28 protein-coding genes are annotated in these 21,785 nt (G+C 39.7%); 12 read left to right on the forward strand and 16 right to left on the reverse strand.

All coding sequences use genetic code 11. From position 1 onward, the window contains the following. The first annotated feature begins 272 nt into the window (after nucleotides 1-272). Together F3I09_RS20930 and F3I09_RS20935 are read left to right on the forward strand one after the other, a co-directional pair. Nucleotides 273-875 carry a hypothetical protein gene (locus F3I09_RS20930; RefSeq protein WP_149696987.1) on the forward strand — a complete coding sequence of 201 codons (603 nt, stop codon included), beginning with the start codon at nucleotides 273-275 and terminating at the stop codon, nucleotides 873-875. Further along, nucleotides 859-1,242, forward strand: a complete 384-nt coding sequence (locus tag F3I09_RS20935) for a carboxypeptidase-like regulatory domain-containing protein (RefSeq protein ID WP_149696988.1) — start codon at nucleotides 859-861, stop codon at nucleotides 1,240-1,242. Before F3I09_RS20930 ends, F3I09_RS20935 begins: the two co-directional genes overlap by 17 nt. Nucleotides 1,243-1,320: 78 nt before the next feature. On the opposite strand, the gene F3I09_RS20940 is transcribed toward F3I09_RS20935, so the two are convergent. The 6 genes from F3I09_RS20940 to F3I09_RS20965 all read right to left on the reverse strand — a co-directional run bounded on the left by F3I09_RS20940 (nucleotide 1,321) and on the right by F3I09_RS20965 (nucleotide 4,992). Beyond that, nucleotides 1,321-1,578 (reverse strand): hypothetical protein, encoded by a 258-nt coding sequence (locus F3I09_RS20940; RefSeq protein ID WP_149696989.1) that lies wholly within the window; start codon nucleotides 1,576-1,578, stop codon nucleotides 1,321-1,323. A 9-nt stretch (nucleotides 1,579-1,587) separates the two neighbouring features. Next, a complete protein-coding gene (locus tag F3I09_RS20945; protein ID WP_149696990.1) occupies nucleotides 1,588-2,577 on the reverse strand; it encodes a 2-hydroxyacid dehydrogenase in 990 nt (329 codons plus the stop codon). A gap of 5 nt (nucleotides 2,578-2,582) precedes the next feature. Continuing rightward, entirely contained in the window at nucleotides 2,583-3,119 is a 537-nt protein-coding gene (locus F3I09_RS20950) for an efflux RND transporter permease subunit (RefSeq protein ID WP_149696991.1), read from the reverse strand. 458 nt (nucleotides 3,120-3,577) lie between these two features. Continuing rightward, nucleotides 3,578-3,820: a hypothetical protein gene (locus F3I09_RS20955; RefSeq protein ID WP_149696992.1), complete on the reverse strand. Its 243-nt coding sequence runs from the start codon at nucleotides 3,818-3,820 to the stop codon at nucleotides 3,578-3,580. Between the two features lie 15 nt (nucleotides 3,821-3,835). After that, nucleotides 3,836-4,039, reverse strand: a complete 204-nt coding sequence (locus tag F3I09_RS20960) for a hypothetical protein (protein ID WP_149696993.1) — start codon at nucleotides 4,037-4,039, stop codon at nucleotides 3,836-3,838. A gap of 362 nt (nucleotides 4,040-4,401) precedes the next feature. Then, nucleotides 4,402-4,992 carry a hypothetical protein gene (locus F3I09_RS20965; protein WP_149696994.1) on the reverse strand — a complete coding sequence of 197 codons (591 nt, stop codon included), beginning with the start codon at nucleotides 4,990-4,992 and terminating at the stop codon, nucleotides 4,402-4,404. A gap of 312 nt (nucleotides 4,993-5,304) precedes the next feature. Between F3I09_RS20965 and F3I09_RS20970 the strand changes: the two genes are divergently transcribed. After that, nucleotides 5,305-5,565, forward strand: a complete 261-nt coding sequence (locus F3I09_RS20970; protein WP_149696995.1) for a hypothetical protein — start codon at nucleotides 5,305-5,307, stop codon at nucleotides 5,563-5,565. A 203-nt stretch (nucleotides 5,566-5,768) separates the two neighbouring features. On the opposite strand, the gene F3I09_RS20975 is transcribed toward F3I09_RS20970, so the two are convergent. The 5 genes from F3I09_RS20975 to F3I09_RS20990 all read right to left on the reverse strand — a co-directional run bounded on the left by F3I09_RS20975 (nucleotide 5,769) and on the right by F3I09_RS20990 (nucleotide 9,491). Beyond that, the gene (locus F3I09_RS20975; RefSeq protein WP_223233324.1) at nucleotides 5,769-6,896 is read right to left on the reverse strand and encodes a type II restriction endonuclease; all 1,128 of its coding nucleotides are present in this window, start codon (nucleotides 6,894-6,896) and stop codon (nucleotides 5,769-5,771) included. Nucleotides 6,897-7,090: 194 nt separating this feature from the next. Then, nucleotides 7,091-7,762 (reverse strand): class I SAM-dependent methyltransferase, encoded by a 672-nt coding sequence (locus tag F3I09_RS20980; protein WP_149696997.1) that lies wholly within the window; start codon nucleotides 7,760-7,762, stop codon nucleotides 7,091-7,093. 33 nt (nucleotides 7,763-7,795) lie between these two features. After that, nucleotides 7,796-8,581 (reverse strand): hypothetical protein, encoded by a 786-nt coding sequence (locus F3I09_RS20985; RefSeq protein ID WP_149696998.1) that lies wholly within the window; start codon nucleotides 8,579-8,581, stop codon nucleotides 7,796-7,798. A 209-nt stretch (nucleotides 8,582-8,790) separates the two neighbouring features. After that, nucleotides 8,791-8,937, reverse strand: a complete 147-nt coding sequence (locus F3I09_RS34140) for a hypothetical protein (RefSeq protein WP_188133893.1) — start codon at nucleotides 8,935-8,937, stop codon at nucleotides 8,791-8,793. Between the two features lie 110 nt (nucleotides 8,938-9,047). Next, a complete protein-coding gene (locus F3I09_RS20990) occupies nucleotides 9,048-9,491 on the reverse strand; it encodes a hypothetical protein (protein ID WP_149696999.1) in 444 nt (147 codons plus the stop codon). A 370-nt stretch (nucleotides 9,492-9,861) separates the two neighbouring features. Here F3I09_RS20990 and F3I09_RS20995 point away from each other — a divergent pair, with 370 nt between their 5' ends. The 3 genes from F3I09_RS20995 (at nucleotide 9,862) to F3I09_RS21005 (ending at nucleotide 11,146) form a co-directional block, all read left to right on the forward strand. Continuing rightward, entirely contained in the window at nucleotides 9,862-10,035 is a 174-nt protein-coding gene (locus F3I09_RS20995; protein ID WP_188133894.1) for a hypothetical protein, read from the forward strand. A 160-nt stretch (nucleotides 10,036-10,195) separates the two neighbouring features. Then, the gene (locus tag F3I09_RS21000; RefSeq protein ID WP_188133895.1) at nucleotides 10,196-10,633 is read left to right on the forward strand and encodes an SMI1/KNR4 family protein; all 438 of its coding nucleotides are present in this window, start codon (nucleotides 10,196-10,198) and stop codon (nucleotides 10,631-10,633) included. Between the two features lie 285 nt (nucleotides 10,634-10,918). Beyond that, the gene (locus F3I09_RS21005; protein ID WP_149697002.1) at nucleotides 10,919-11,146 is read left to right on the forward strand and encodes a hypothetical protein; all 228 of its coding nucleotides are present in this window, start codon (nucleotides 10,919-10,921) and stop codon (nucleotides 11,144-11,146) included. A 158-nt stretch (nucleotides 11,147-11,304) separates the two neighbouring features. On the opposite strand, the gene F3I09_RS21010 is transcribed toward F3I09_RS21005, so the two are convergent. The 5 genes from F3I09_RS21010 to F3I09_RS21030 all read right to left on the reverse strand — a co-directional run bounded on the left by F3I09_RS21010 (nucleotide 11,305) and on the right by F3I09_RS21030 (nucleotide 15,019). Next, nucleotides 11,305-11,541 carry a GlsB/YeaQ/YmgE family stress response membrane protein gene (locus tag F3I09_RS21010; RefSeq protein WP_149697003.1) on the reverse strand — a complete coding sequence of 79 codons (237 nt, stop codon included), beginning with the start codon at nucleotides 11,539-11,541 and terminating at the stop codon, nucleotides 11,305-11,307. Between the two features lie 152 nt (nucleotides 11,542-11,693). Then, the gene (locus F3I09_RS21015) at nucleotides 11,694-12,851 is read right to left on the reverse strand and encodes a hypothetical protein (RefSeq protein ID WP_149697004.1); all 1,158 of its coding nucleotides are present in this window, start codon (nucleotides 12,849-12,851) and stop codon (nucleotides 11,694-11,696) included. A 176-nt stretch (nucleotides 12,852-13,027) separates the two neighbouring features. Next, entirely contained in the window at nucleotides 13,028-13,315 is a 288-nt protein-coding gene (locus tag F3I09_RS21020) for a hypothetical protein (RefSeq protein WP_149697005.1), read from the reverse strand. Nucleotides 13,316-13,603: 288 nt separating this feature from the next. Then, a complete protein-coding gene (locus F3I09_RS21025; protein WP_188133896.1) occupies nucleotides 13,604-14,329 on the reverse strand; it encodes a DUF4262 domain-containing protein in 726 nt (241 codons plus the stop codon). A 228-nt stretch (nucleotides 14,330-14,557) separates the two neighbouring features. Next, complete coding sequence (locus F3I09_RS21030; RefSeq protein ID WP_188133897.1) at nucleotides 14,558-15,019, reverse strand: immunity 26/phosphotriesterase HocA family protein; 462 nt, start codon at nucleotides 15,017-15,019, stop codon at nucleotides 14,558-14,560. Nucleotides 15,020-15,656: 637 nt separating this feature from the next. Here F3I09_RS21030 and F3I09_RS21035 point away from each other — a divergent pair. The 6 genes from F3I09_RS21035 to F3I09_RS21065 all read left to right on the forward strand — a co-directional run bounded on the left by F3I09_RS21035 (nucleotide 15,657) and on the right by F3I09_RS21065 (nucleotide 21,741). Further along, on the forward strand, nucleotides 15,657-16,022 hold the full coding sequence (locus F3I09_RS21035; RefSeq protein ID WP_188133898.1) for a DUF805 domain-containing protein: 366 nt from the start codon (nucleotides 15,657-15,659) through the stop codon (nucleotides 16,020-16,022). Between the two features lie 72 nt (nucleotides 16,023-16,094). Continuing rightward, nucleotides 16,095-16,334 carry a hypothetical protein gene (locus F3I09_RS21040; protein ID WP_149697009.1) on the forward strand — a complete coding sequence of 80 codons (240 nt, stop codon included), beginning with the start codon at nucleotides 16,095-16,097 and terminating at the stop codon, nucleotides 16,332-16,334. A 110-nt stretch (nucleotides 16,335-16,444) separates the two neighbouring features. Next, complete coding sequence (locus F3I09_RS21045) at nucleotides 16,445-18,181, forward strand: hypothetical protein (RefSeq protein WP_149697010.1); 1,737 nt, start codon at nucleotides 16,445-16,447, stop codon at nucleotides 18,179-18,181. Between the two features lie 688 nt (nucleotides 18,182-18,869). Further along, nucleotides 18,870-19,073: an SMI1/KNR4 family protein gene (locus F3I09_RS34815; protein WP_223233325.1), complete on the forward strand. Its 204-nt coding sequence runs from the start codon at nucleotides 18,870-18,872 to the stop codon at nucleotides 19,071-19,073. 241 nt (nucleotides 19,074-19,314) lie between these two features. Continuing rightward, nucleotides 19,315-20,337 (forward strand): IS4 family transposase, encoded by a 1,023-nt coding sequence (locus F3I09_RS21060; protein ID WP_188133899.1) that lies wholly within the window; start codon nucleotides 19,315-19,317, stop codon nucleotides 20,335-20,337. A gap of 399 nt (nucleotides 20,338-20,736) precedes the next feature. Next, nucleotides 20,737-21,741 (forward strand): hypothetical protein, encoded by a 1,005-nt coding sequence (locus F3I09_RS21065; RefSeq protein WP_149697012.1) that lies wholly within the window; start codon nucleotides 20,737-20,739, stop codon nucleotides 21,739-21,741. Nucleotides 21,742-21,785 lie beyond the last annotated feature (44 nt).

The following is a 21,785-nucleotide window of genomic DNA, read 5'->3' on the forward strand; positions in this document are numbered from 1 at the left end:
AAAGTCCGTAGAATTTTTAAACAGATAGTAATGAGAAGGTTTTACAGATGGATGATGAATTAAGTAAGTGGTGTGGCTGAAATAAATGGCCGATATACGTGGACGTTAAAACTTTTTTCTGAGTGTATGGCTTCACATGGGTTGTTGTTAAAAATACCAAGTAGTTGGTATTTTTTGCTGTGATATTTGGGGTTAATTTTATTTATGATAATGTAATTGTCGCACCTTTTAATGGGAAGGTTTTAGGTTTACTGTAACATACTTTCAGGCATATGGAACTAACATTTTCAAATAGCGTTTATCTGCTCATGTGGATTGTATTGCCGATTCTTCCGACACTCCTTATTTTTAAGATTTTACCTAATAGGGTGATTGTTGAAGGGCCTTTTAAAGGATTGACTATTAGTTTAGGGGGAGCTTTCGCTGGTTACTTCTTGTTATTTATTGCTCTTATTCCTAAAATGTTCACTCTCATTAGTGAAAAGAAAGATTTTAATCGTATATGGACTATTCATGGCATTATTCTGGATAGTACGGGGCATAGGATAGGAGTGAATTCCAATCCCAGACTGACATTGATTCCTAATACTCAAATTAATAATGGAGAGTTTAGGATGGACATTGTGGGCAAACGTGATGAAAATGGCCGAGTAGTCTTTCCAATCATTGCTGTACAAGCGGATAATTATGTTTCAACCAATTTAGATCTACTGGACTATACGGAAGGAGATGAAGTAAGAAGTTTCTCTTCTACTCACTGGTTACCTAATTGCGAGATTAGAACAGCTACGTTGAAGGACAGTGGCATATTAAAACCTGATAGGAAGATTTATCCACAAACCGATAATACTGTACAAGATGATACTCCGTTGTAATCTTATCTTATTATTTTTAGTTATTCTTCCCGTAGTTTCTTTTGGACAGGTCCTTAAAGGAAGGCTATTATTTTCTAACGGAAATCCGGTTAAGAATATCAAGGTAATTATTGCCCCTAGGAATAGATTTAATCAACAAACTACGGGTAGTGAAAATTTTTTTTATGGCGATGACCCTTATTTATTGAGTAGAATGAATGCAGTTGTTGCTGTGACGAATGAAGACGGGTATTATTATTTTAATAATATTAGATCCGGGAGGTATATTCTTAGGGTATGTGAAAGGTTTGGAATTGTTTATAATTTTAAAATTACAGATGATAATTATGACTTTAAATTGATTCCGGATAAGGTGGCTTTTTATTGATCTATAATGGGGTATCGCAAGAAATGGCGGCGTAATACGATATGATCCCTGAGCCAACCATTTTGCTCCTTTATACTTTTAGCTTTTATTTTTCAATCGAAACACAGCAGACAATCTGTGCTTTGCACCTGCATTGTCTGTGAGATTAAGCAGCATCCACCCTTCGGTGTAACCGCCTGCATCAGGATCTACTCTATACATGTGATTTTCTGAACTTACCGAACCGTCTATTTGATAGGTAACGCCATTTATGAATATGGCAATCATCACGTCCCAGATAATAATAATACTTCCTGCTGTGCTTATGCTTACTGCTATATAGTTGAATACATTCATGATTCTTTATTAATTGATTTCGTTTTTGCAGATGCCATTGTTTTCAAAGCAATCAAGATTATAGATGGTCGTCATTGCAATGTTCTGCAAAGCCGTATCCGTTAAGAAAGCCTGGTGGCTGGTGATCAATACATTTTTGAACGTCAGTAACCGGGATATCATATCATCCTGGAGAATATCCTCCGAATGATCTTCAAAAAATAATCCGCTTTCTTCTTCATAAACATCCAGACCTAAATACCCTATCTGTCCTTTTTTTAACCCCTGTATTATATCTTTTGTATTAATTAAAGCTCCGCGGCTTGTATTGATTATCATAACACCTTTTTTCATTTTGTCAATACTATCCTTGTTGATGATATAGCGGGTTCGGGGAGTTAGAGGTATATGAAGAGAAATAATGTCTGATTGTGTGTAGAGGTTATCAAGCTTTGTGTAATGCACATTATACTTCTCTATTAATTCCCTGTTCTCCTGTAGATCAGTCGAGAGAATTTTACAACCAAAGCCATTGAGAATTTTTGCCGCGACCGCTCCGATTTGCCCGGTGCCAATGATCCCAACAGTTTTTCCATTCATATCAAAACCCGTCAGTCCGTCTAATGAAAAATTTAAGTCGTGCACCCGGGTGTTGGCTTTTATCAACTTACGGTTGAGCGCCATCATTAATGCTATGGCATGTTCTGCTACTGCATACGGTGAATAGGCAGGGACTCTGGCCACTTTAAACCCTGATCGCCGCGCAACCCCCATATCAACATTATTATATCCTGCCGACCGGAGAACTAAGAATTTAACACCGTCTTTTTGAAGCTTGTTCAGAACTTCAGCGCCAGCATCGTCATTTACAAAGATGGATACTGCTGTAGCGCCGTTTGCTAAATCCGCAGTTGTCATATTCAATGGAACATCGAGAAACTTCAACTTATGTTTTCCGGAATTTGCTTTTTCGAGAAAACACTTTTCAAAATTATGCGTGCTGAATATTACCGTTTCCATGGCTATTAATATTGCAGGTTTAAAGTTTTACCTTCCTCTGCCAGGGCAATATTTTCAATGCCCTTTGTGAGTGCATCCGGATTAAAAGAAATGCTCTGAATGTCGTGATCCACTAAAAATTTAGCATATTCAGGATAGTCACTGAGAGCCTGTCCACACAAGCCACATTTAATTCCAGCTTCAAATTTTTGTGCATAGTTGAGCCGCTCCAGTACCCTTGTTCTTGCCCAATACACATCTACATCGTCTTTAAACACTACGAAAATGAAACTCATTCCAAACATGGAAGCTGCTCTTATTGATTTGATCCTTGGAATACCCTGGAGATTCGAAACCAACGGATAGGTAATCTGGTCTTCCATGATTTTAGGATTGCGGCCCATGTATTCAGTAAAAATGATAACCTGGTTTTCGGAAAGATCAGGCAGTGCATCAACCGGTGTTTCTTTAATTGCATAAAAACCACCAACCACAATCATGATAATACCGAGCCACACAAAGAAGCGGTTATGAATTGACCAGGAAATAATTGTTTCAATCATTGTGATGATATTTAATTATTGATGTAGCCAGATAACTGAATGATCATACTTAAATAAATTCAACAAAAACATTTTAACAGCGACTCTAATTTTTTTTATCCATACATAAACAATAACGTATTTTTTGTCCTTCCTACTTGTTCTCGAAAGAAACAGTCACTCTTGTCAATGCATGGAAGCCTTCAGATTTACACAGATGGCAACTAGCAGGCATAAACACTACCAGTTCCTGTTTGGTGTCAATAGAAAGAGATTTAAATTGGAGAAGATGAGTGTTACATGTAGGTTCTATCACCATTTCATGTCTTGATTTATATTTTATTTCATCTTTTAATTTTAAACACTTCAACGATCAATATTGTTCTAATCTATAATGTTTCATCAAACCATTGGCAAATAATGTTGGCTGCTTCCTAAGGATGAGAAACCATCCAAAAAAACGCCTCCATCTACTTCAATTATTGTTTTTTGATATCATGTAGCCGGTTGTATAAATCTTTTTCATAAGAAGGAAAGAATCCTCTTAATGGAACTAAAAACATGGGTGGTACTTTTAGACCTGAAAGGAGGTTTGGAGGAGGTGTAGAAACCAAAGAAATAACAGCTGACAATGAATATTTCTTGTCAAAATCTGGATCGTTTAAAAACCTTTTTATCAAAGGGGCTTCCATTTTTCGGTTCTCCTCTTTTGTATCTACCATTTCTTTGAAATCGAGCTAAAGCCGGATAGGTAATTTCAGTTTAGGGTAAATTCTGCACATAAGTTTTGCGAAAGGAAGTAGCATCTTTTTTTTAGCAGTGCCATTTCCATGCTTCAATGCTTCCTGAAACTTTTCCTCCGTCATGATTACCGGTGCGGTCATATAAACAGAACTTTTCATCGCCCCATTCGCTAATGCCGGGTAAAAACGCGCTTCCATGTTTGGGCATAATAAAGACATTCTAATCCCTGATGTGCATTTGATAACCCAGTTCTGCAAAGATATACAAATGACCGCCCGAACCAGGGATAGGGACTGTAGTCAAAACTACCATGGTAATAGAGACGATAGTAGTAAGATATTGGATATGAAGTTATACCCCTTTCCTTTTTAGCATTGGTAACTACCAATTGCTTAAGGATGTCAGGGTTTTCCAAATCTACCCTGTACTCTCTGTTGCTCATGCACGGCCCAAAATAGTTCCGAACATTATTACGGATAATCTCATTGTTGTAGGGAGTGTTTGTTGTGTCCGATACAGCACAGCTTTTGTTAAAAAGCTGTGCTGTATGGTTTCAATCTTATTGTTTCCTACTCGCCTCCAGAATATGATTCACTTTATACATCTTATGAAAATTATCATATGAGGATAAGCCTTCATCACTTTTGAAAGTTGCGTCCAACGCGTCATGGAATTTGTGATTATCGGGGAATGCCTTCTTTAGGTTTTCCTTTGTTAAAGCCTGTGGGGTTGAAGCGGCATCGGTACTAAAGTAATAGTCCGAAATATAATGGAAATTGCCCTTCGTTGCACTTGTGGGATGCGTATACGCGTATAACATCGGTGATTCCCCAGGATTAAGCACTTTATATTCATTGTTACCGACAAATCTGAAAACTTCGCCCTTACTGCTCTTGTAACCGTATGTACTGTTCTTGTCCAATTTGTAAGTTTGCCCCTCGTGGACGACCTTTATCTCAGCACCATGGAATAGAAGGTTGTCTTTTATCTTATGCTTCTCTGTCTTATAATTAATAGCATAAGACAATTTTTTTTGTTGAAAATCAGATGCAGTCTTATAAATTCCGCTGCTGTCTTTTTGTGCAGATGCATTGCTTGCAAGGGCAAATGGAATGGTAATAAGTACCATTGAAATAATATTCTTTTTCATGAATTTTTAGTTCTATTGGTTAATATGCATTTGTGAAAGTGGGTTGGTCATTGCCAGGAGAAATAACCTTGATCAATTATTCAGGGGCCTCTTATAGGCTATACTTTGGACCACATGTGCGACCCCACGCTAAATTCTGAATACCCGAACGAGCAAATAAATGGGTTGGGGACTACTTCGTTGAAGAAAATAGAAAGAATGATCTGAATGATAACCGTCCGCTAACAATTCGGGTACGTACTGACCCTTTATGGGAGGTAGATCGACTGAAAAGGAAATGGGATTTAATATCACCGGCTGCGGTGCAATTCTATGATTGTCAGTTTGCATGCAAAAAAACTTATTCTTGCAGCAATCCTTTGGCATATCTTTCGGATTGCACGGGCAACCGATATGGTCACCGAGATTCAATATAGTAATATTGGCCAGGTGGCCTCCGCAATAATGAAAATTAACGGCCACTCCCAACGCCGTGCCGGCGTAAATAATAAGGAAGAATATGGCGGTTATTTTTCTCACTTTTTATTTTTTATCTTTTATGAAGATAGTATCCTGGAAATCCGGGATATATGACGTCTGTCATAAGGTCTTTTGATTTTGGTCAGGTCGCCCCATTACCAGTTCCTGATCTCGGGCATATCCTGACCATGGCAAAACGAATTTGCGAAAGTTAGGGCATTTTTATTTGGTCTTTTTGCCCTGTAAAATTGCTAAATAGCGCTTACAATTACTTTTCAAAACCGGGGAAGTACTTTGCAAATCTTGCTATAATGAATTTAAACGGCTCTTGCTATCTTTTCCATAATACGGTGACTGTCACCAAACTTGCAGAGCGCATCACAATGCTGTTTTAATTCAGAGAACAAAATGTACTTAATAGGGATATTATTTCCCTTAATGGCTGGCCTGCTAAGCTGCAGCTTAACGTCTTTTTCCCTGCTATCCGGTACAATCAAATAAAACACTTCATCCCCGTCAGCAATCGTATAGCTCAAATCAGTCAGGCGTAATATACCTGAATAAATACTGGTACTCTTTTCCACTTCAAAGGCTGCTAATACATTGTTAGTACCTTTTTGGAACCACAATACATCAATCAATTGGATAGTGTTCATTACATCCTTTTCGCAGACCATAGCAGGAAATGATTGCAGGCTGATGAAAGAAAAACTCTGTCCATGGCAACTTTTAGAACGGTCGTTGGAAGCCGCGATCACATCATATCCCAGAGAACTGCCGATTTTCAATAAGTGATATTGCATTTCGGTATGCAGACTTTCTTCCTGTTTTTCTTCTTTTACTTCTTTATGGCGTTTTTCAATTGCCTTTTCCAGCTTCTGTCGTTCTGCTTCGGATAAATATTCATCTGTACCTAAAATCAGTTTTTGTGCACCTATTTCAAACAACAACCCTGCAATGGCACCCAGATCCAATGATAATTCTGAACGGTGCTGAGTATTAGTATCAATTATGACTTCCCTTAACTTCAAATATTCGCTCCAGCTGCCTAATTTTTTTTTGTCTTTGAAAAGAAAATTGAAACCGTTAATGATAGCTGTATTGAAGGGTGGAATGATAGTAGGATGCAGGAAATATATAATGCTGGCAACGGCTGGCCCAAGCCCTTTAATTTTCAATGCATCCAGCTTAATTATTTCCCGGATAATCTGATCTTCCGACTTAGCATTCAAACAATTTTCCAAAAACTGACCGAATGCCTGTTTGTTTGCTTCGTTTTCATAAATATCAGGAATGCGAAGTTTGGGCTTCCAATAGAAAGGGTGTGCAGCACCTTCAAAAACCTGCTTCTGCTCCGTGATGCAGGTTAATACAAATTCAAGAGATGTTCCTTTAAAATCGTTGGGAAATTTCCGGGTCTTTATATCATCCACTACCTGTTGCACACCTCTGCGTATAGAGCGGAAGGCTTTTAGCCGTTCTTCATTATTAATAAACCATGTATTGTAAACAGATTCTTTATCTGTTTTGTATTGCTGGATGATTGGAATTAACTGGCTGCTCATTACGGTTAAAGGGTTTAAGGGCAAAATATAAGGAAATTGTTTTTATTTACAAGTTTAAATTGCATTCCTGGTCTTTATTCAAGTAGATCCGTTCCCTGTTTAAATGCTTTATAGATTGAAATACTCCCTAACAATGTATTGAATCGCTTTAGTTCCTGTACTTTTATAAATCCATCTTCAACCAGATATTTTGGCAGTAATCCCTTTACATTATCACGGGTAGTTGTAAAGCCGTCCAATAATTGAACCAGGTAAAACAGGATCCTTGTAGCGATATTGCCTGGCTTTCCCCAGTCAGCAATATTGAACTCTCCACCCGGTTTTAATACCCGGTATACTTCTTTGAAAGTCCTGTGCTTGTCTTCATTACTAAGGTGATGAATCATCAAACTGCTGCTTACGGCGTCAAAATAGTTATCCGGGAAAGGTAGTTCATAAGAGAAGCCCTGCACTAGCTTCACATCGGATTGTCGTTCCATTATCTTCTTTGCAGCAATGGCAAGGATGCCACGATCACCATCAAGCCCGGTAACAGTTGCCAATGGAAATGTATTTTTCAGCATTAATGACAATGTAGCCGTGCCACAACCAATATCCAAAACTTGTTGTGGCACCTTGTTAATAAAGTTTTTAATAAAGTACGACTTCCACATTTTTTCCCGTAGTAGTTTCTCAAGCACCAGGTCATAAAATCTGGTTAATCCGTTATATTTTAAAGCAGGTATGTAAGCAGATGGAGTTGTCATAAAATAGTATAATGTTTATTATGGAGTAATACCTTAAGCCAGCTTTTTCCGATTCTTAAAACCATTCTTTAACGTCCGGGAACTGATGCCATACAAGACAAACCCTGAAATAACCGTTACCAGGCCCAATATGGAAAAAAAACGCAGTAATATATTGCTGATATTATCCCTCGATTGATAATCCATTGTGTGGAGCATCCACAGCAAATCAAAAGTTCTCCACTTATTATTGCGGAACTTTTGAATGGTTCCGAGTTCACTAGCTACATATACAGTTGTTGCAGACGGATGCTCAAACGTAATCGCATAAGCGGGTAAAGGGTTTTCGCGGTATTCATGATGGCCACTGGCGGTGGTCAGGTATTCAACAGATTTAATTTTAGATGCCGCATTGAATCCCGTTGCCGCAACCTTAATGGCTTCATCTTTTGTTAATGGTCCGCGTAGTTGTCCTGTTACCGCGTCAGCCAGGTGATTCGTGGTCTGGATGGAATGCTCATGGTTTTCATTATCATGAGTAGTACCGGCAAGGCGGATCTGGTAAAATGGGTTACCCAATATTTCTACTAACTGGATAGCGACCACTGAATCTACAGGGTGTTTTTTTCTGATGTTATCCATAACAACATTTGGTGATACCATCAGGATGTCGACAGATAATAAGCTGGGTTTTTTCTTTTGAAAATCGCCATGTACTTCATCCATATTGCTCCAGCTGAAATAAAGGCCACCAATTGTCCACAATAAAAACTGGATACCTAAGATAAGCCCTAAATAACGATGTGATTTACGAATGTAATAGTGTTTACTCTTTGCCATAAGTAGTGTTGGTTGACGATGGTTTATTTTAATAAAAAAAAACGCTAGGGTGATTCATGAACATTATACTCGCCGGTAAGCTATTTCACTTTAAGAAAACTTGCATTAATGGCCACAACATGTCGGCCTCTGAAAGGGTCTTCATATCGATGCCATTGATTGCTTTTACAGATTCACGGCTTTTATAGCTGCCGTATTAGCATCACTGTTTACCAATGCATTTTTTCATCATAATACAGGCTAAGCAATTGTGATAAACTTGACTGTTGGGTGGTGTAAACAGCTTTACTATAACCTGCCTTTGCAGAAACTGAAAGAGCAGCAAAGATGATTGCAAAAAAAATGAACGTTTTCATTTTAATTGATTTAATAATGTACAAATGGAAATAATTAATGGTTCAATGCCTGGAAGGAATTGACGAGTAATTGCAGACAAGACTAAATTGCCTCTGTTCTTTACAAAAAATCAGATCAGGAAGGACTGAATGGACACACGTATGTCAGGAGAGCTGGAAAAATAGGGATGGACTACCCGATTTTGCTTGCTGATTTTAGCAAAAGGAGATAGATAAGACAAATAAAAGTCATGAAGAAATACGATAGTTACAGGGGTTTCAATTCCTGTACTTACAGCATGGGTAAGGAGCTTATCTAACTGGGAAAACTGAATTACATTCTTATTGCAACAGTTATCATCATTGGCAGCCCCTTTCTTAGCAGGCGCCTCATCATGATGATGGCACTTTTGGGATTTATGGTGGTGAGTAGCTGCTGAGGAAGAAGCCTCCTCGTGGTGATGTTTTGAATTAAACCCCATACCAACGGCACAAGCAAACCCTATCATAGTATTTAAGGCAAATACTACCAGAAGGAAGGCCGCTTTAAGTCGTATGGTGCTGTTTATCTTCATCTTACCTATGCAAAAGAAAAAATATTATAGAGAATAACAAATATTACTTGTCCCTAAGTTAGGCTTACCCCACTTAAAAGTGGATTATGCAATTTATGAAAATTTTTTATATAATTATCAGCTTAATGCTCCTGCGTAGGGCCTTTTTCTCTATCAGCAGGTTCCTGGAGCTCCGGATGATTGATCTTTCCACGCTAGAGTCTTTACAGGATGTGTTTAATCGAGTTCGTATCCCAGGAGTTAACATTTTTGGGACTGGAACATTTTTCTATATAACCGTCGTAGTTGCGTTACGGCAACTACGTTAATGTACTGACCCGTTTTGAAACTTCTGAAAATGAACCTAATTTTGGGTCACTCAATACCTAACATGAAAAAATTTGCAGCCCTCCAAACCAAATACCTTGCGCAAGGCATCAAGGAAGAAAATATCGAATACGCCATCAGTGCAGTAATGGATGGTAGCAAACGGGAACATATCCTCGAAAATCTTGTCGCCGACTATCGGGGCATGAACACCATTGAAGCCAACCAGATGAAATAGGGCAATTGGGTATCGGAAAAGTTCGAGGTTGTATTTCGGTTGAAAGCACCGTGTGATTATATGAAGCATGCTAGCTCTTCTTTGATTTACTGAGGTAGGTGTCACCAGATAAAGGGGATAGTTATTTAATAGGCATATGGAGAGTATAAATATTTTAGCGATGAAAGAACTTACTATCAATTTTAAATTTGACGGCGTTGGTACCTCAATGGATGAGATATCGGAGTTCGAAAAGAAATACCATGTTATTTTTCCCGACTATTTGAAGGCGTTTTTGCTTGTATATGGCGGAACGAAAATTGAGGAAACTAAATATCTTACCCAATATACGGTGAGTGTCTTTTTGCCGTTGCTGGAAAACAGGAACGCCTCAATCGAGATGATATTACCTGTAGTGAGGGATGTCGAAGAAGGGGGCGGCCGGAATGATTTGATACCATTTGCAACTGATCCCGGGGGAAGGCCGTTCTATGTTTCTACTGGCGAAAGCGATAACGGTTGCGTATATTATGATGTTATCGGCTTGGTTGCAGACGGGTCTGTTCGAAAAATTGCAGACAGCTTTGAAGAGTTTATCAACAACCTTGAAAAACATTAACCAGCAAAGTCTTGACCAAGACAGGATAATCAGGGGTTAGGCAATTAGTTTTATAAGGCGATGTGTTGGAGATTTGGTAGAGTCGCCTGCCAAATATAGAATTAAAATGTTATGATGCCGCTGGAAATCAAATTGGTGGAAGCTTAAGAGAATTGGATGCATTGCAATTAAATAAATCTACAAATATTATTGGCAAAGGGATTACATGAAGTTAGATGCGAGTAAAATTTCAGCAGGAGTGGTGGCTGATAAAAATTCACTATCAATAAGAAAACAACTATAACAATGAGTGCAAGTTTGGAACTATTTGGAGTAAACTATAAAAAATTAGTTGAAGATTATCCTGGCTATTTTAAAAGCAGTCAGGAGGTATCTGTCGAGGAATTGGAACATCTGTACTACGAAATCTTATATGAAAAAGTTGATGATGAAATAAATTGTGGATTAGAACTTTTTTTCGGAAATACGATTAAGAGATATTGTTTCGACCTTGGAAATGAACTTAGTATGTAAATCTGTGAAAAAAAAACGCTCCAAGTCATTGAACTTGAAGCGCTTAATTCTCCGTGATCCGAGTGTCAGAACCTCGAACCAAATTGAGCACGATTTAACAAAAATCTTCACCCCGTAGTACCCTAACGGTTATTACCTTTCCTGACAAACAGCCATTCTCATCGTTTCACTAGCCGTATAAGCCAGATTAATATGATAGCCCCCACCAGCGCCACAATCAGTGAGCCTAACAGACCGCTACCTATATGGATTCCAAGTTGGCCGAAAAGCCAGCCACCCAGCCAGCCGCCTATTACGCCCACAATAATATCCACAATTATTCCAAACCCTTCACCACGCATTAGTTTCCCGGCCAGCCAGCCAGCTATGCCCCCGATAATAATAGTCCAGATCATAAAGTGATGTTTACATTTAAGTTTCAATTTACTGCATAATATTGTTATTATATAAATAAATTATATATTATTACTGCGGATCAGATAAATCATAAAGAGTAAGGCATCAAACCTTCCTCTTTATTTTCTGCTATGAGGCTTAATGATAATGTTTAGAAATCGTAAATCGTATAAGTAACCCCTACTGACCAAGGACCATAACAGGGATTTGTTGCACCATGCACATTCCTCCACCTGAAAGTAAAGTCACCCGGGAAAGAAGCATCAGTAACACCCGGAAGATAGAACTGCAGTTGTTTCATACGTCTTATCTCCCAATAGTATACTAAACCGTCTGTAGTAACCGGAGAGCTGGAGCCGACGACAAGGGACTGTATATTCATGTAACTGGCATCAGGATCCCCCGCCTTTTTTACCTGTACCTGGCTTGCCATATTGGGCGTATTATTCCGACAGGCACCTGCATCTCCAACAACATAACTACCGGCTATCACGCCACAATCACTAGGCGATAGCGGCGGCGTGGATGGTGTGGCAGGAGTAATATAAACATTGTCTATCCGCTGACATGGGTCAAGCCCAACGGCGCCATATGCGGATATGAACGCGTAGGGCGTTGTAATAACGAAACCGTAAGGGGCCGGACAATCCGTATATACCGCGAAGGAACCCTCTATATCGGTGAAGGCGCCTGTAGCCAGGTACTTATCCGGAATGTCTGCTTTAGTATAAGTAAGGATATACTGCTTTATATCCGGCTCGTTGGGATCATCCCCTATATAGTTAAGCGTAGCCAGTGGAATGGTTAAGTCCGAATAGGTGATGGCAGTACCGTTTTTTATCCGTATCCTTCCTTTGCTGAACTGGGCTGTATTATTGGGATTCACCATCGCCAGGTCGTAAGAACTGCGAATCTTCCATTCTATCGTCAACGAATGCTTAGCGTTCTCGCAGTCATAAATGGTATGCTTCAACATTGTGAGGGTATTGGGCCCAACAACAGCCAGTGAAGGGTCTTCACAGATCTCATCTGGTGTGGACAATACTCGGCCGAAACGGTTCGTTCTGATCTCCGTACCCTTGGCATCTGTTAGTACACCCGGCACGCTTACATTGACCGGAATAGAAATAGTGTGGCCCTGCTGTTTTATCTGGCTGGCCAGGACATCGGAGATGTTTCCTTTAGCGGCTGGCGGAGTTGTTTCCTTTGCATCACGCTGGCAGCCACCTGCCAGCAGCATACAAAGCGCCGAGCAGCTGAGAACTTTCAGGACCGTGGATTTACTACGGGAAAAGATAGTTGATTTCATAACAAAAGGGATTGTTGTTTAAGGGGTTCGTTAAGAAATAGGTTTCAGGATAGGTGTCTTTCTGTCGGAGGCAATATAGAGTAAGCGGCTGCGGTAGTTCAGCAGTTGATGCTTTTAGTAAATGCTGAAAAATAAAAAGGCCGCTGCAAAGTTCAGCTCCTGCAGCTCTTCCAGACCTACCCCGCCGTTGTTGGAAATTTATAAACACTAAGAAGCTTGTCAAACGATTCCAGAATACCCCAGGGAAAGAGACGGCATTGTGCTATAGTCAAGTTGTCAGAATCTTTAATTCCATTTTTCCATTCAAAGAGCTGATATGTCTCTTCAGAAAAACTAAGATTCAAAGTCGCAATTTTCTTTTGTATTTCAGTTCTGGAAATTCCGTCCAGTGAGAGCGGATAGACCATTGATTGCTGATCACTAAAAAATTGTTCGAGTTTCTTTAAAATTGGAGTTATCTGCATATCGGTCTATATTCTTAATGAGTCAGTTTTGGATAAAGCGTTGGTTCTGGCTCGGTTCGGCCTTTTCTGAACAGTTGCTGCACATCCCATTTAGTAACATCAAAGCTGTTAAATAAGCAAAGGGAGTAATATAGATCACCCTTTAATACTTGTGAAAAGGCAAAAAAATGGTTAGTATAGATATCTGTATTAAAGTGAGCAGAGGCGCTCAACATCGAGCGCCTGTTTTTTGTACCGGTTGCTCCTTGATGCCAGTTTTGGTTGGCATTCAGCGAAATTTATTTCATATCATCCCCAGTCTCTCCAATCGTCATCCTTACTATCCCTTAAAAAACCTTTCTCAAGAGGTAGATTTAGGGCAGGAGTTACGGATGGATCAATAGCTATTATAGTTCCTATAGATACAACCCTTTTCCATTCATTCGGGCCATCGGGACCAACTTCTGAAAACATTTCCCAATAGTCATCTTCCCAACGTACGATCTCTGTAATTGGCGTGCCCATAAGTACTTCGATGTTGGTAGTAACAGTAGATTTCTCCGGTATGTCTAAATCCCAATCTTTTTCAAACCATTGCCAAACGGGTTCCATTGTTGTATCAAAAGATTTGGTCATATCAGGCACATCCAAAGTAAAATGATCCTCATCTGGGACAATTTGAAAAGCGTTCACCTTTTCAATTTTGTAATAATCATAAACGCCTAACATTAAACGCCTGGCCCATGAATGATCAACGTGACGAATTGAAAATACTCCCAAATCTTCAAGATCAATACTCTCGAAATAGTTTCCATCCCGCTTAACGATCTCGCCAACTACCTGATGAAGAATACTGTTTACGTCTCTCGCCATGTAAAAAATCCCACCGGCAAATACCAGCTCCATATTATATTTTTCTTTTAACCCAATTGTGTATGCCCATCTTGGAGTAGTAGCTGCAGACACGAGGGTAATATGAAAACCAGAGTTGTCGATATGTGATTTTATACTCTCTAAAAATTGCTTTTTTTCCATTATTTGTAACATTTAGTGTGATGGGCTTGAAGCACCAGACTGGTGAGTAAAAAATCAGGCAAGAATACACTGTAAATTTCCTAACGTTGATCTTTAATAATTTATCTAAGCATCCAGAGTTCCCCCTTACCTATAATTAACCGATTAAAGAAGAAGGGAGTAATATAGATCACTCCCGTGATAATATTCTCTACATAAGAATTCCGATTTATTTTAAAAGTTATATCTTCACTTCATCCGCATTTGCTCGACCCATCTATTAGGCTTCCCTGCATAGTGATCACAAATCCGCTCTTCTACTTGTTCGCCTTCCCAGACTGCGGCTTTTTCAAGATCGATACAATCTTTTCTCTGACCCTTAGTCATGTTGCCTGTGTTCGGATCATAAAGACGAAACTGTGAACTATCTACAGGGTCTTGGATAAACTTCATCGGCAGCGTATCCAATGTTGTTTCTAATGCTGCATTGCCTATCTTGGGCCATCTGCCCGAAGTAACTGCTTTGTCATACACAGCTATAATGAACAAGATATTCTTGCTGATTATTTCATTAATATCTTCAAATTCATTTTCTGTGATCAAGTCATAAATTGCATAGTTTGCATTCTTTAGGATTCTCGCATATGCATATTTGTGACATGGAAGTTTGATCCTTATTATAGAGCCAATTGTTATCTTTTGTCTTTTCATCATTTTATTGTTTATGGAAATGCTTTTTTAGCAGCATCTTCGTAGCGTGTCTTTTTAGAGTTATTGGGGCTGATGCTATTGATTCTGTTCCCTGATGTTCCATTTTCGGACTGTGTGCCACCAAACTGGTCATCAAAAACACATAGTTAAGATACGCTTTATGCTAGGTACTCTGGTTCTGAGTCAGATCTAGGTTCTTTACCGTGCTATACATCGAGCCATCAAATACTGAAAGTGGACTGTTGCTGCCTGAGGCCTCATGTATGCTTTCTGCCAGGCTTACACCATCTGCTGGGCCACATCAACAGCATCACGGCTTACGCAGGCCGTACACTCTTACCAAATCGAAAAACGGGTGTCTATCGCAGAAACTCCTGGAAGATATTGCTGTTTAATGTCAAGCCCGAAAATTATTAGCGATTTTTACAGGCCGTTAATTTTTTCCGTATTGTAGATCGTGGGTAATAGATGAGCACGAAGTGAGTTAGCATGTAGCGATTAGTGATATACCTACAAGGGTATCGTCCTTGAATCAATTTTACTTCACAAAAGGACCTAGATTTAAAGGATTTACTTTAAATTAGGTGGTATACGGCAACGGTTAATGCTTTCTAATTGTTCAATTCAGAATACGATCATGTTTAAAAGCCCGTTTTCTTTTAAAGGCAGAATTGGCAGGCCTGAGTATGCTATTACTTGGATGGTATTTATGGCTATTAATCTTACGATGTCAAGAGTTGGTATTGATCCGGGCTCTTTATGGGCAGTTAGTCATATTATCCCTTGCTACTGGCTTTTACTAGCACAGGGAGCCAAACGCTGCCACGATTTTGAGAAAAGTGGCTGGTGGCAGCTTATTCCTTTTTACGTGCTTAAAATGCTGTCTCAGGAGGGATTTCCGACACCTAATAAATATGGGATGCCGAATTCTCAATCGAAGAATGGCCCGGCAGCTTCGTTAGACAAGGAAATAGATTCCATAGGAAAAAAAGATATTAGATAGTATATCCTTTTTACTTTCCAGGCGGTAATATCCTGTATTTGATCAGAAACTGTTTCGCATAAAGTGGTGGATATGTTATTGCAGGTATCCGTTTCTGATGAATTAAAAACCCTGGTGATTGTGTCGCACGATATTGAAACGAGTGTAGCTATTTCTGATACGGTATTTATCCTCGGCAGAGAGGAGGGGCAACCAGGCGCTACTGTTAAACAGGAAATAGACCTCGTGGAAAGAGGGCTGGTATGGCAAAAAGACGTACGGCGGGAAAAGGTCTTCGCGGATACGCTGGATGAAATAAAGGCCAGTTTGTAGTTTGTCACAGGGACCGGCTTTAGCCGGTCCCTGTGTTTATCCTGCCAAACAGCGGTAGTTTTCTATATTTAGAACTATATTTACCTTTAAAATGTAAAATAAGCCCATCTATGAAATTGCTTTATCCCCTGGCGATTATTTCATTATTAATAATGGCCTGTAGTAAACCCAAGCCCAATACCGATATCCCCGATGAGCCGCCTGTTGATCATAACCCAATACCGCCTGCGACTCCTGTCAGCACTATTGTTACAGTATATGCGGAAATGAATGGCCAGTATGGGGATCCAATGTCCGTTAAAATAAATGGTGCTGTTACTGATTATGCGTTTAGCGGTTACTCAACGAACACGGCACTATCGGTTGAAAAATATGATTGCAATATTGGCTTAACACCAGATCCTTATCTGGGCCTTCTCGCTACTGCGCGCAATGTTCCTCTCACTGGCTCTTCCCGGAACAACGTGGATGTAAACAATGTTCACGGCACGTACCTTGACCGGGTGTTTACCACCGATGCGGGGGAATGGGCACTGGCAGGAGACGGGAAGTTAACTTTTGGTGCCAATACATTCGAAGAACCCGGAATTGTTGCATCAAGTCCGGCGTATGCAATTCTGGACCCAACGGCCACCGCTTTTTCCATCACCAATCCGTCTTTTAAGGCAGACGTGGATGGGCATAGATGGTACCTCCGGTCATTTGGTGTGTTACTGCTTGATATTCCCTATAAAATCCTGGGAAAGCTCACATTGCAATATCCGATCGCGGCCGGCCTGCGCTCTACGGCGCCTGACAGCATAGCCGCCTGGCTCTATTTAAATAACCAGTGGGTGCAGCAAGGGTATGCTAAAAAGACGGGGAATTTCTATACAAAGGAAATTCATCAGGGAGGTATCTGGAGCTTTGGCGAACTTGTGGACGGTATGTATAAGACGTTTAAAGTACGTACCTCAAATGGTCTTCCGGTGGTTAATGCCATCCTGCGGGTAAAAAGCGGGGATAACGAAGTAGCATCTGCCCGTACAGATGCAGAAGGCAATGCAATCTGTTTTTTACCGGCCCATGAAAACCTGACAGCAGATATTCTCCTTGGCTGGCGCAGCCTCAGTGACGGACCTCCTCCTTTTGTGCTGCGGGGGCCGTTCAACTCCAGCATAGATGAGGAAATCATCCTGCCTGCGTCATCCCCTTACATTACGTCTGTAAAGGGAACGGCAATCAACTGCGGTGGCGGGCCTATACAAAGTGGAACGGTAACCGCTATTTGCCAGCCCCTCAACAGCCGTTGGTATTTGCCTGTTACCAATGGGCAATATGGTGGCGCCTACGTAACAGGTGACGTCAGGGCGATTTTTTTGATGAACGCCAGCAACGATGCGGTGCCTGGTCCTGACACCGCAGCACTGTTGATCACCAATGAAGAGAATATTGTGCATCTTACTACCTGTAAGTCTGCCACTAATCTCTTCCTGAAGTACTCCATTGATGATGTTGAATACAACATCACAGGAGATGCGGCGACTCCAGGTAATTCCTTTTTAGCGTCTTACTACTGGAAAGGGACCACGGATGTCTCCTGCCAGGACGATCAAATGCATCCAACGATGGGCCTGGACTTCTCCACCAGTGGCAGCGGCACAGGTACCTTCCTGAACCTTACCGAACTTCGTGTGAATAATGTCCTTTATGAGGTGGATTATAATAGAACGTTTAAAGTCACCTTCACAAGATATGATATGATGATAGGCGGGTATGTTGAAGGTTCTCTGGAGGCATACTATAAAGATAAAACGAACGTAGTGCACCACCTGGTTGCCAGCTTCCGGCTGAAACAGGTAGTCTGATCTTACGTACATGCAAGTATTTACAGTAATGCGGGAGTGGGTGTGTCAGAAGTACGATACACCCACTTTTTTATTTGGGTACCTGATGGCGTCAGGTAGTGATGTACTTAATTTATCAGAGACGTTTGCGCAGCATGCTTAAAAATACGGGCGTAATACCTAAATAAGCAGCAATATGCTTTTGCGCAATTCTTTGTTCAAGACCAGGATAAAGGGAGAAAACAAGCGTTCGCTGATGTATGGAAAATATTCTCATTGACATCGCGCTTTCTGTACAAATCGAGGCAGGCTTTTACCCAGAGATGATATAGTAATAAAAATTACTATATTGTAACAATGTTAGCATTTATTTTATTCATAGGAAGTTCAGGGTTTATAGCATATTCACATAAGAGTTCAGAATTTAATGAGAGATCCGGTGCTGTTTTCGGTGCAGCGATAGCATTTTTTTTGATCATTACGAAGCTTTTAGACCGATCAGCGAAGAAAAAATAACAGAAAGTAGTCTTTCTGAAAATTTAGACAAATGTAATACCTTGCTCATTGCTGGTTAGCATTGAAAATGCTATCAATAAAAAAGTCTGTTATTTAACTTTCAACCGCGAAATAATAATGGCGACTAAAAAAATGTTTTATGATATTCAAAGACTTTGACCTTTCTAATTTCTAGGAGGATAGCGAATACGCATTGCGGGAATATGTTGACCACACACCGTCCGACAATCTCATTGCGACTATTGAAGAAGAATTAGGTTTTAAGCTACCTACCTCTTACATTGAATTAGTGAAGTTGCATAATGGCGGAGTTCCTAAAAACACTTGTTTGCCAACCAGCAAGGAAAATGACCAATCACAAAACTTAATTCATTATTCGCACTCGTCGCAGAACTAACGAGGCACTTGATACAAACAAATAACCCGACTTCTATTCGAAGCCGGGCTTTCGTGACCCCAAGTATCGGAAACTCGAACCAGATCTATGTCGATTTAGCGGAAATAATTAACTCTCTAGGTTGGAAATGTTAAAATAATATCAGTATTGTCCGACTAAAATAAATCAATAGTGCATAAAAAAGGGGGCAAAGCCCCCAATAGTTTATAAGTTTGGGTTACCACACCTTAAACATATAAACTTGGCCAAAGATAAAAAATTTACCGGACAGCCGATTCTATCGCAGATATTATTGGAGATTCCACCGAAACTCATACGTGATGCGGCTCGTAAACATAATAGTAATCGGTATTACAAAAAGTTGCCGCTTCGTGTACATTTGGTGAGCCTGTTATATGGGGTATTTAGTTATTGTAATGGCCTTCGAGAGCTCTGCGAAGGGATGTTGGCTTGTGAAGGGAAGCTATCTCATTTGGGTTTTGATACAGCACCAGCGAGAAGCACTCTTTCAGACGCGAATAGGCGAAGAAGCTACCTGGTATTTGAGACGATTTACATGGAATTATTAAAAAAGTATCATGGATTTATCTCGGACAGCCGATTGAAGGGATTAAGCATAAAAAATCTGAAGATCATTGATAGTAGTACTATTAGCTTATTTGGAGACATTTTACGCGGTGTGGGTAGACCTCGACTGGATGGAGCAAGGCGAAAAGGAGGCATAAAGGTACACGCATTGATGGATGCCTTTAGTGGCGTAACGGAGTTTGTACGTATGACACCGGCTAAAGTACATGACCGCCAGTTCCTGTTAAAGCTGAAATTGCCGAGGGAAAGTTTTGTAGTGTTTGATAAGGCTTATAATGACTATCGGCAGTTTCATTCCTGGAGCAAACAGCAGGTCTGGTTTGTATCCAGAATGAAGGGAAATGCAGTTTATCATGTTTGCAAGGTACTCATAGACAGGACCAGAAAACAACAGTGTAAAGGAGTAATTAAAGATCAATTGATTACTGTGGGTTATAAACAGGATAATGCAGAGGTACGTTTACGTTTGCGCAGAGTCACTTATAAGGCAGAAGATGGGCAGATATATGTATTTATTACAAACAATTTAAAGATCAGCGCCAATCAGGTAGCCCGTATTTATAAATGCCGATGGATGATAGAATTGTTATTTAAGCAGATAAAGCAAAACTTCCCCTTACGATATTTTTGGGAGACAATCAAAATGCTATTAAGGCTCAGATCTATTGTGTATTGATTGCTCAACTACTGATGGTAGTAATCCGGAAAAAATCAGCAACGAAAAAGTCGTTTGCCAATATGATAACAGTGATCCGTTTGCATTTGATGAGCTATGTCGAGCTAATGAACTTTATAAAGGATACATATACGGCATGGCGTAAAGCCTTTAATCCTATCTTGAGTTCAGCATAGAGGGGGTACTCCCCAGGTTTTAAATCTTCTTAAAATTAGCTGTAATTATTAACCGGTAATAGCTACAGCTATATTGATATGTTTTTTACCGGACAGTAATGAAATAATATAATAAAAGTTCGAGGTTACTCAGGTGATCATAAGCCGCGTTATTGTTGTTAACTTGTTAAAAATAATAGCTTCAAATTATTTTCGTCTTAAAAGATTGTATAATTGGGAAAACATGATGAGTGTCTCTTTACGTACCATCTTTGCTCCTTTCATCTTAACAAAAAAACAGTTGAAGCTCGTTTCCAAATACCTATTCGTTTTAAGCCTGACAAGTCCAAATGTTCTATTGGGACAATCAATAGCAACAGACTCAACAAAACTTTCTTTCATTCCTTATTGCTACGGAGGAAAAGATAAACTTGAAGATTCAATTCATTTAGATTGGGTACAAATTGACAAAGACATCATAAAAGAAAAACTCAATAAGCTACCGGCGGTTAGCTCTTCTCTTACGGAAATAAAAAAGGTAATCCCTCATTTTTTAGATGGCAAATGTAATTGCCGTAGTATCAACGAAGATTTGGGTTATGGTTTAAAATCAACACAACACACTATTCATGGTGGCTACGGTTCGTGCAATGTTGACGTCATTTATTGGGGTAATAGTGTTCTAAAACTAAGATTGACGATTGATAATCATAAAGAAATAATCGAAAAATATTTACTCAAGGTTATTCAACTACCATTTGAGTGTGTAGACGGCCAAATCAGATATGAAAAGGTATATTCTGAAAATGTACAGGAATATTTAAAGGAATCGGGACAGCTATTTTTAGAATCGGCAGATACGAACTATCGCAGGCGACAAGCAATTAATTATTTTATGGATGTCATGACCGGTGGCACTTTTGGTAAACCATTTTATATCATGTTCGGCTTAGGTAGTGAGACATTTAACAATCTTCGGTTCTTTATTGTCAACAAAGATTATAATGCATTAGAAAGCATCTTGTTCTCACCAAGTCCAACCAGCAGACTTTTTGCTGCCCGTACATTAACATATATGCAAGATAAATATGGCTATAAACCTACCTCAGATACTTATAGACGAATGAAGGATGTTTTAGCGAATGCCCAATTAATACGCAGCGGTATAATTAGTTGTTGGATTAACAAATTTGACTACGATTACTATGACGTCGTTGGAGATTTTGAACATCTTTTAATGACCCAGTAATAAGCATACAAACAAATAGCCCGACTTCCACTCGAAGCTGGGCT

The organism is Chitinophaga sp. CF418, from assembly GCF_900142925.1.
In the GTDB taxonomy this organism is placed as follows: Bacteria; Bacteroidota; Bacteroidia; order Chitinophagales; family Chitinophagaceae; genus Chitinophaga.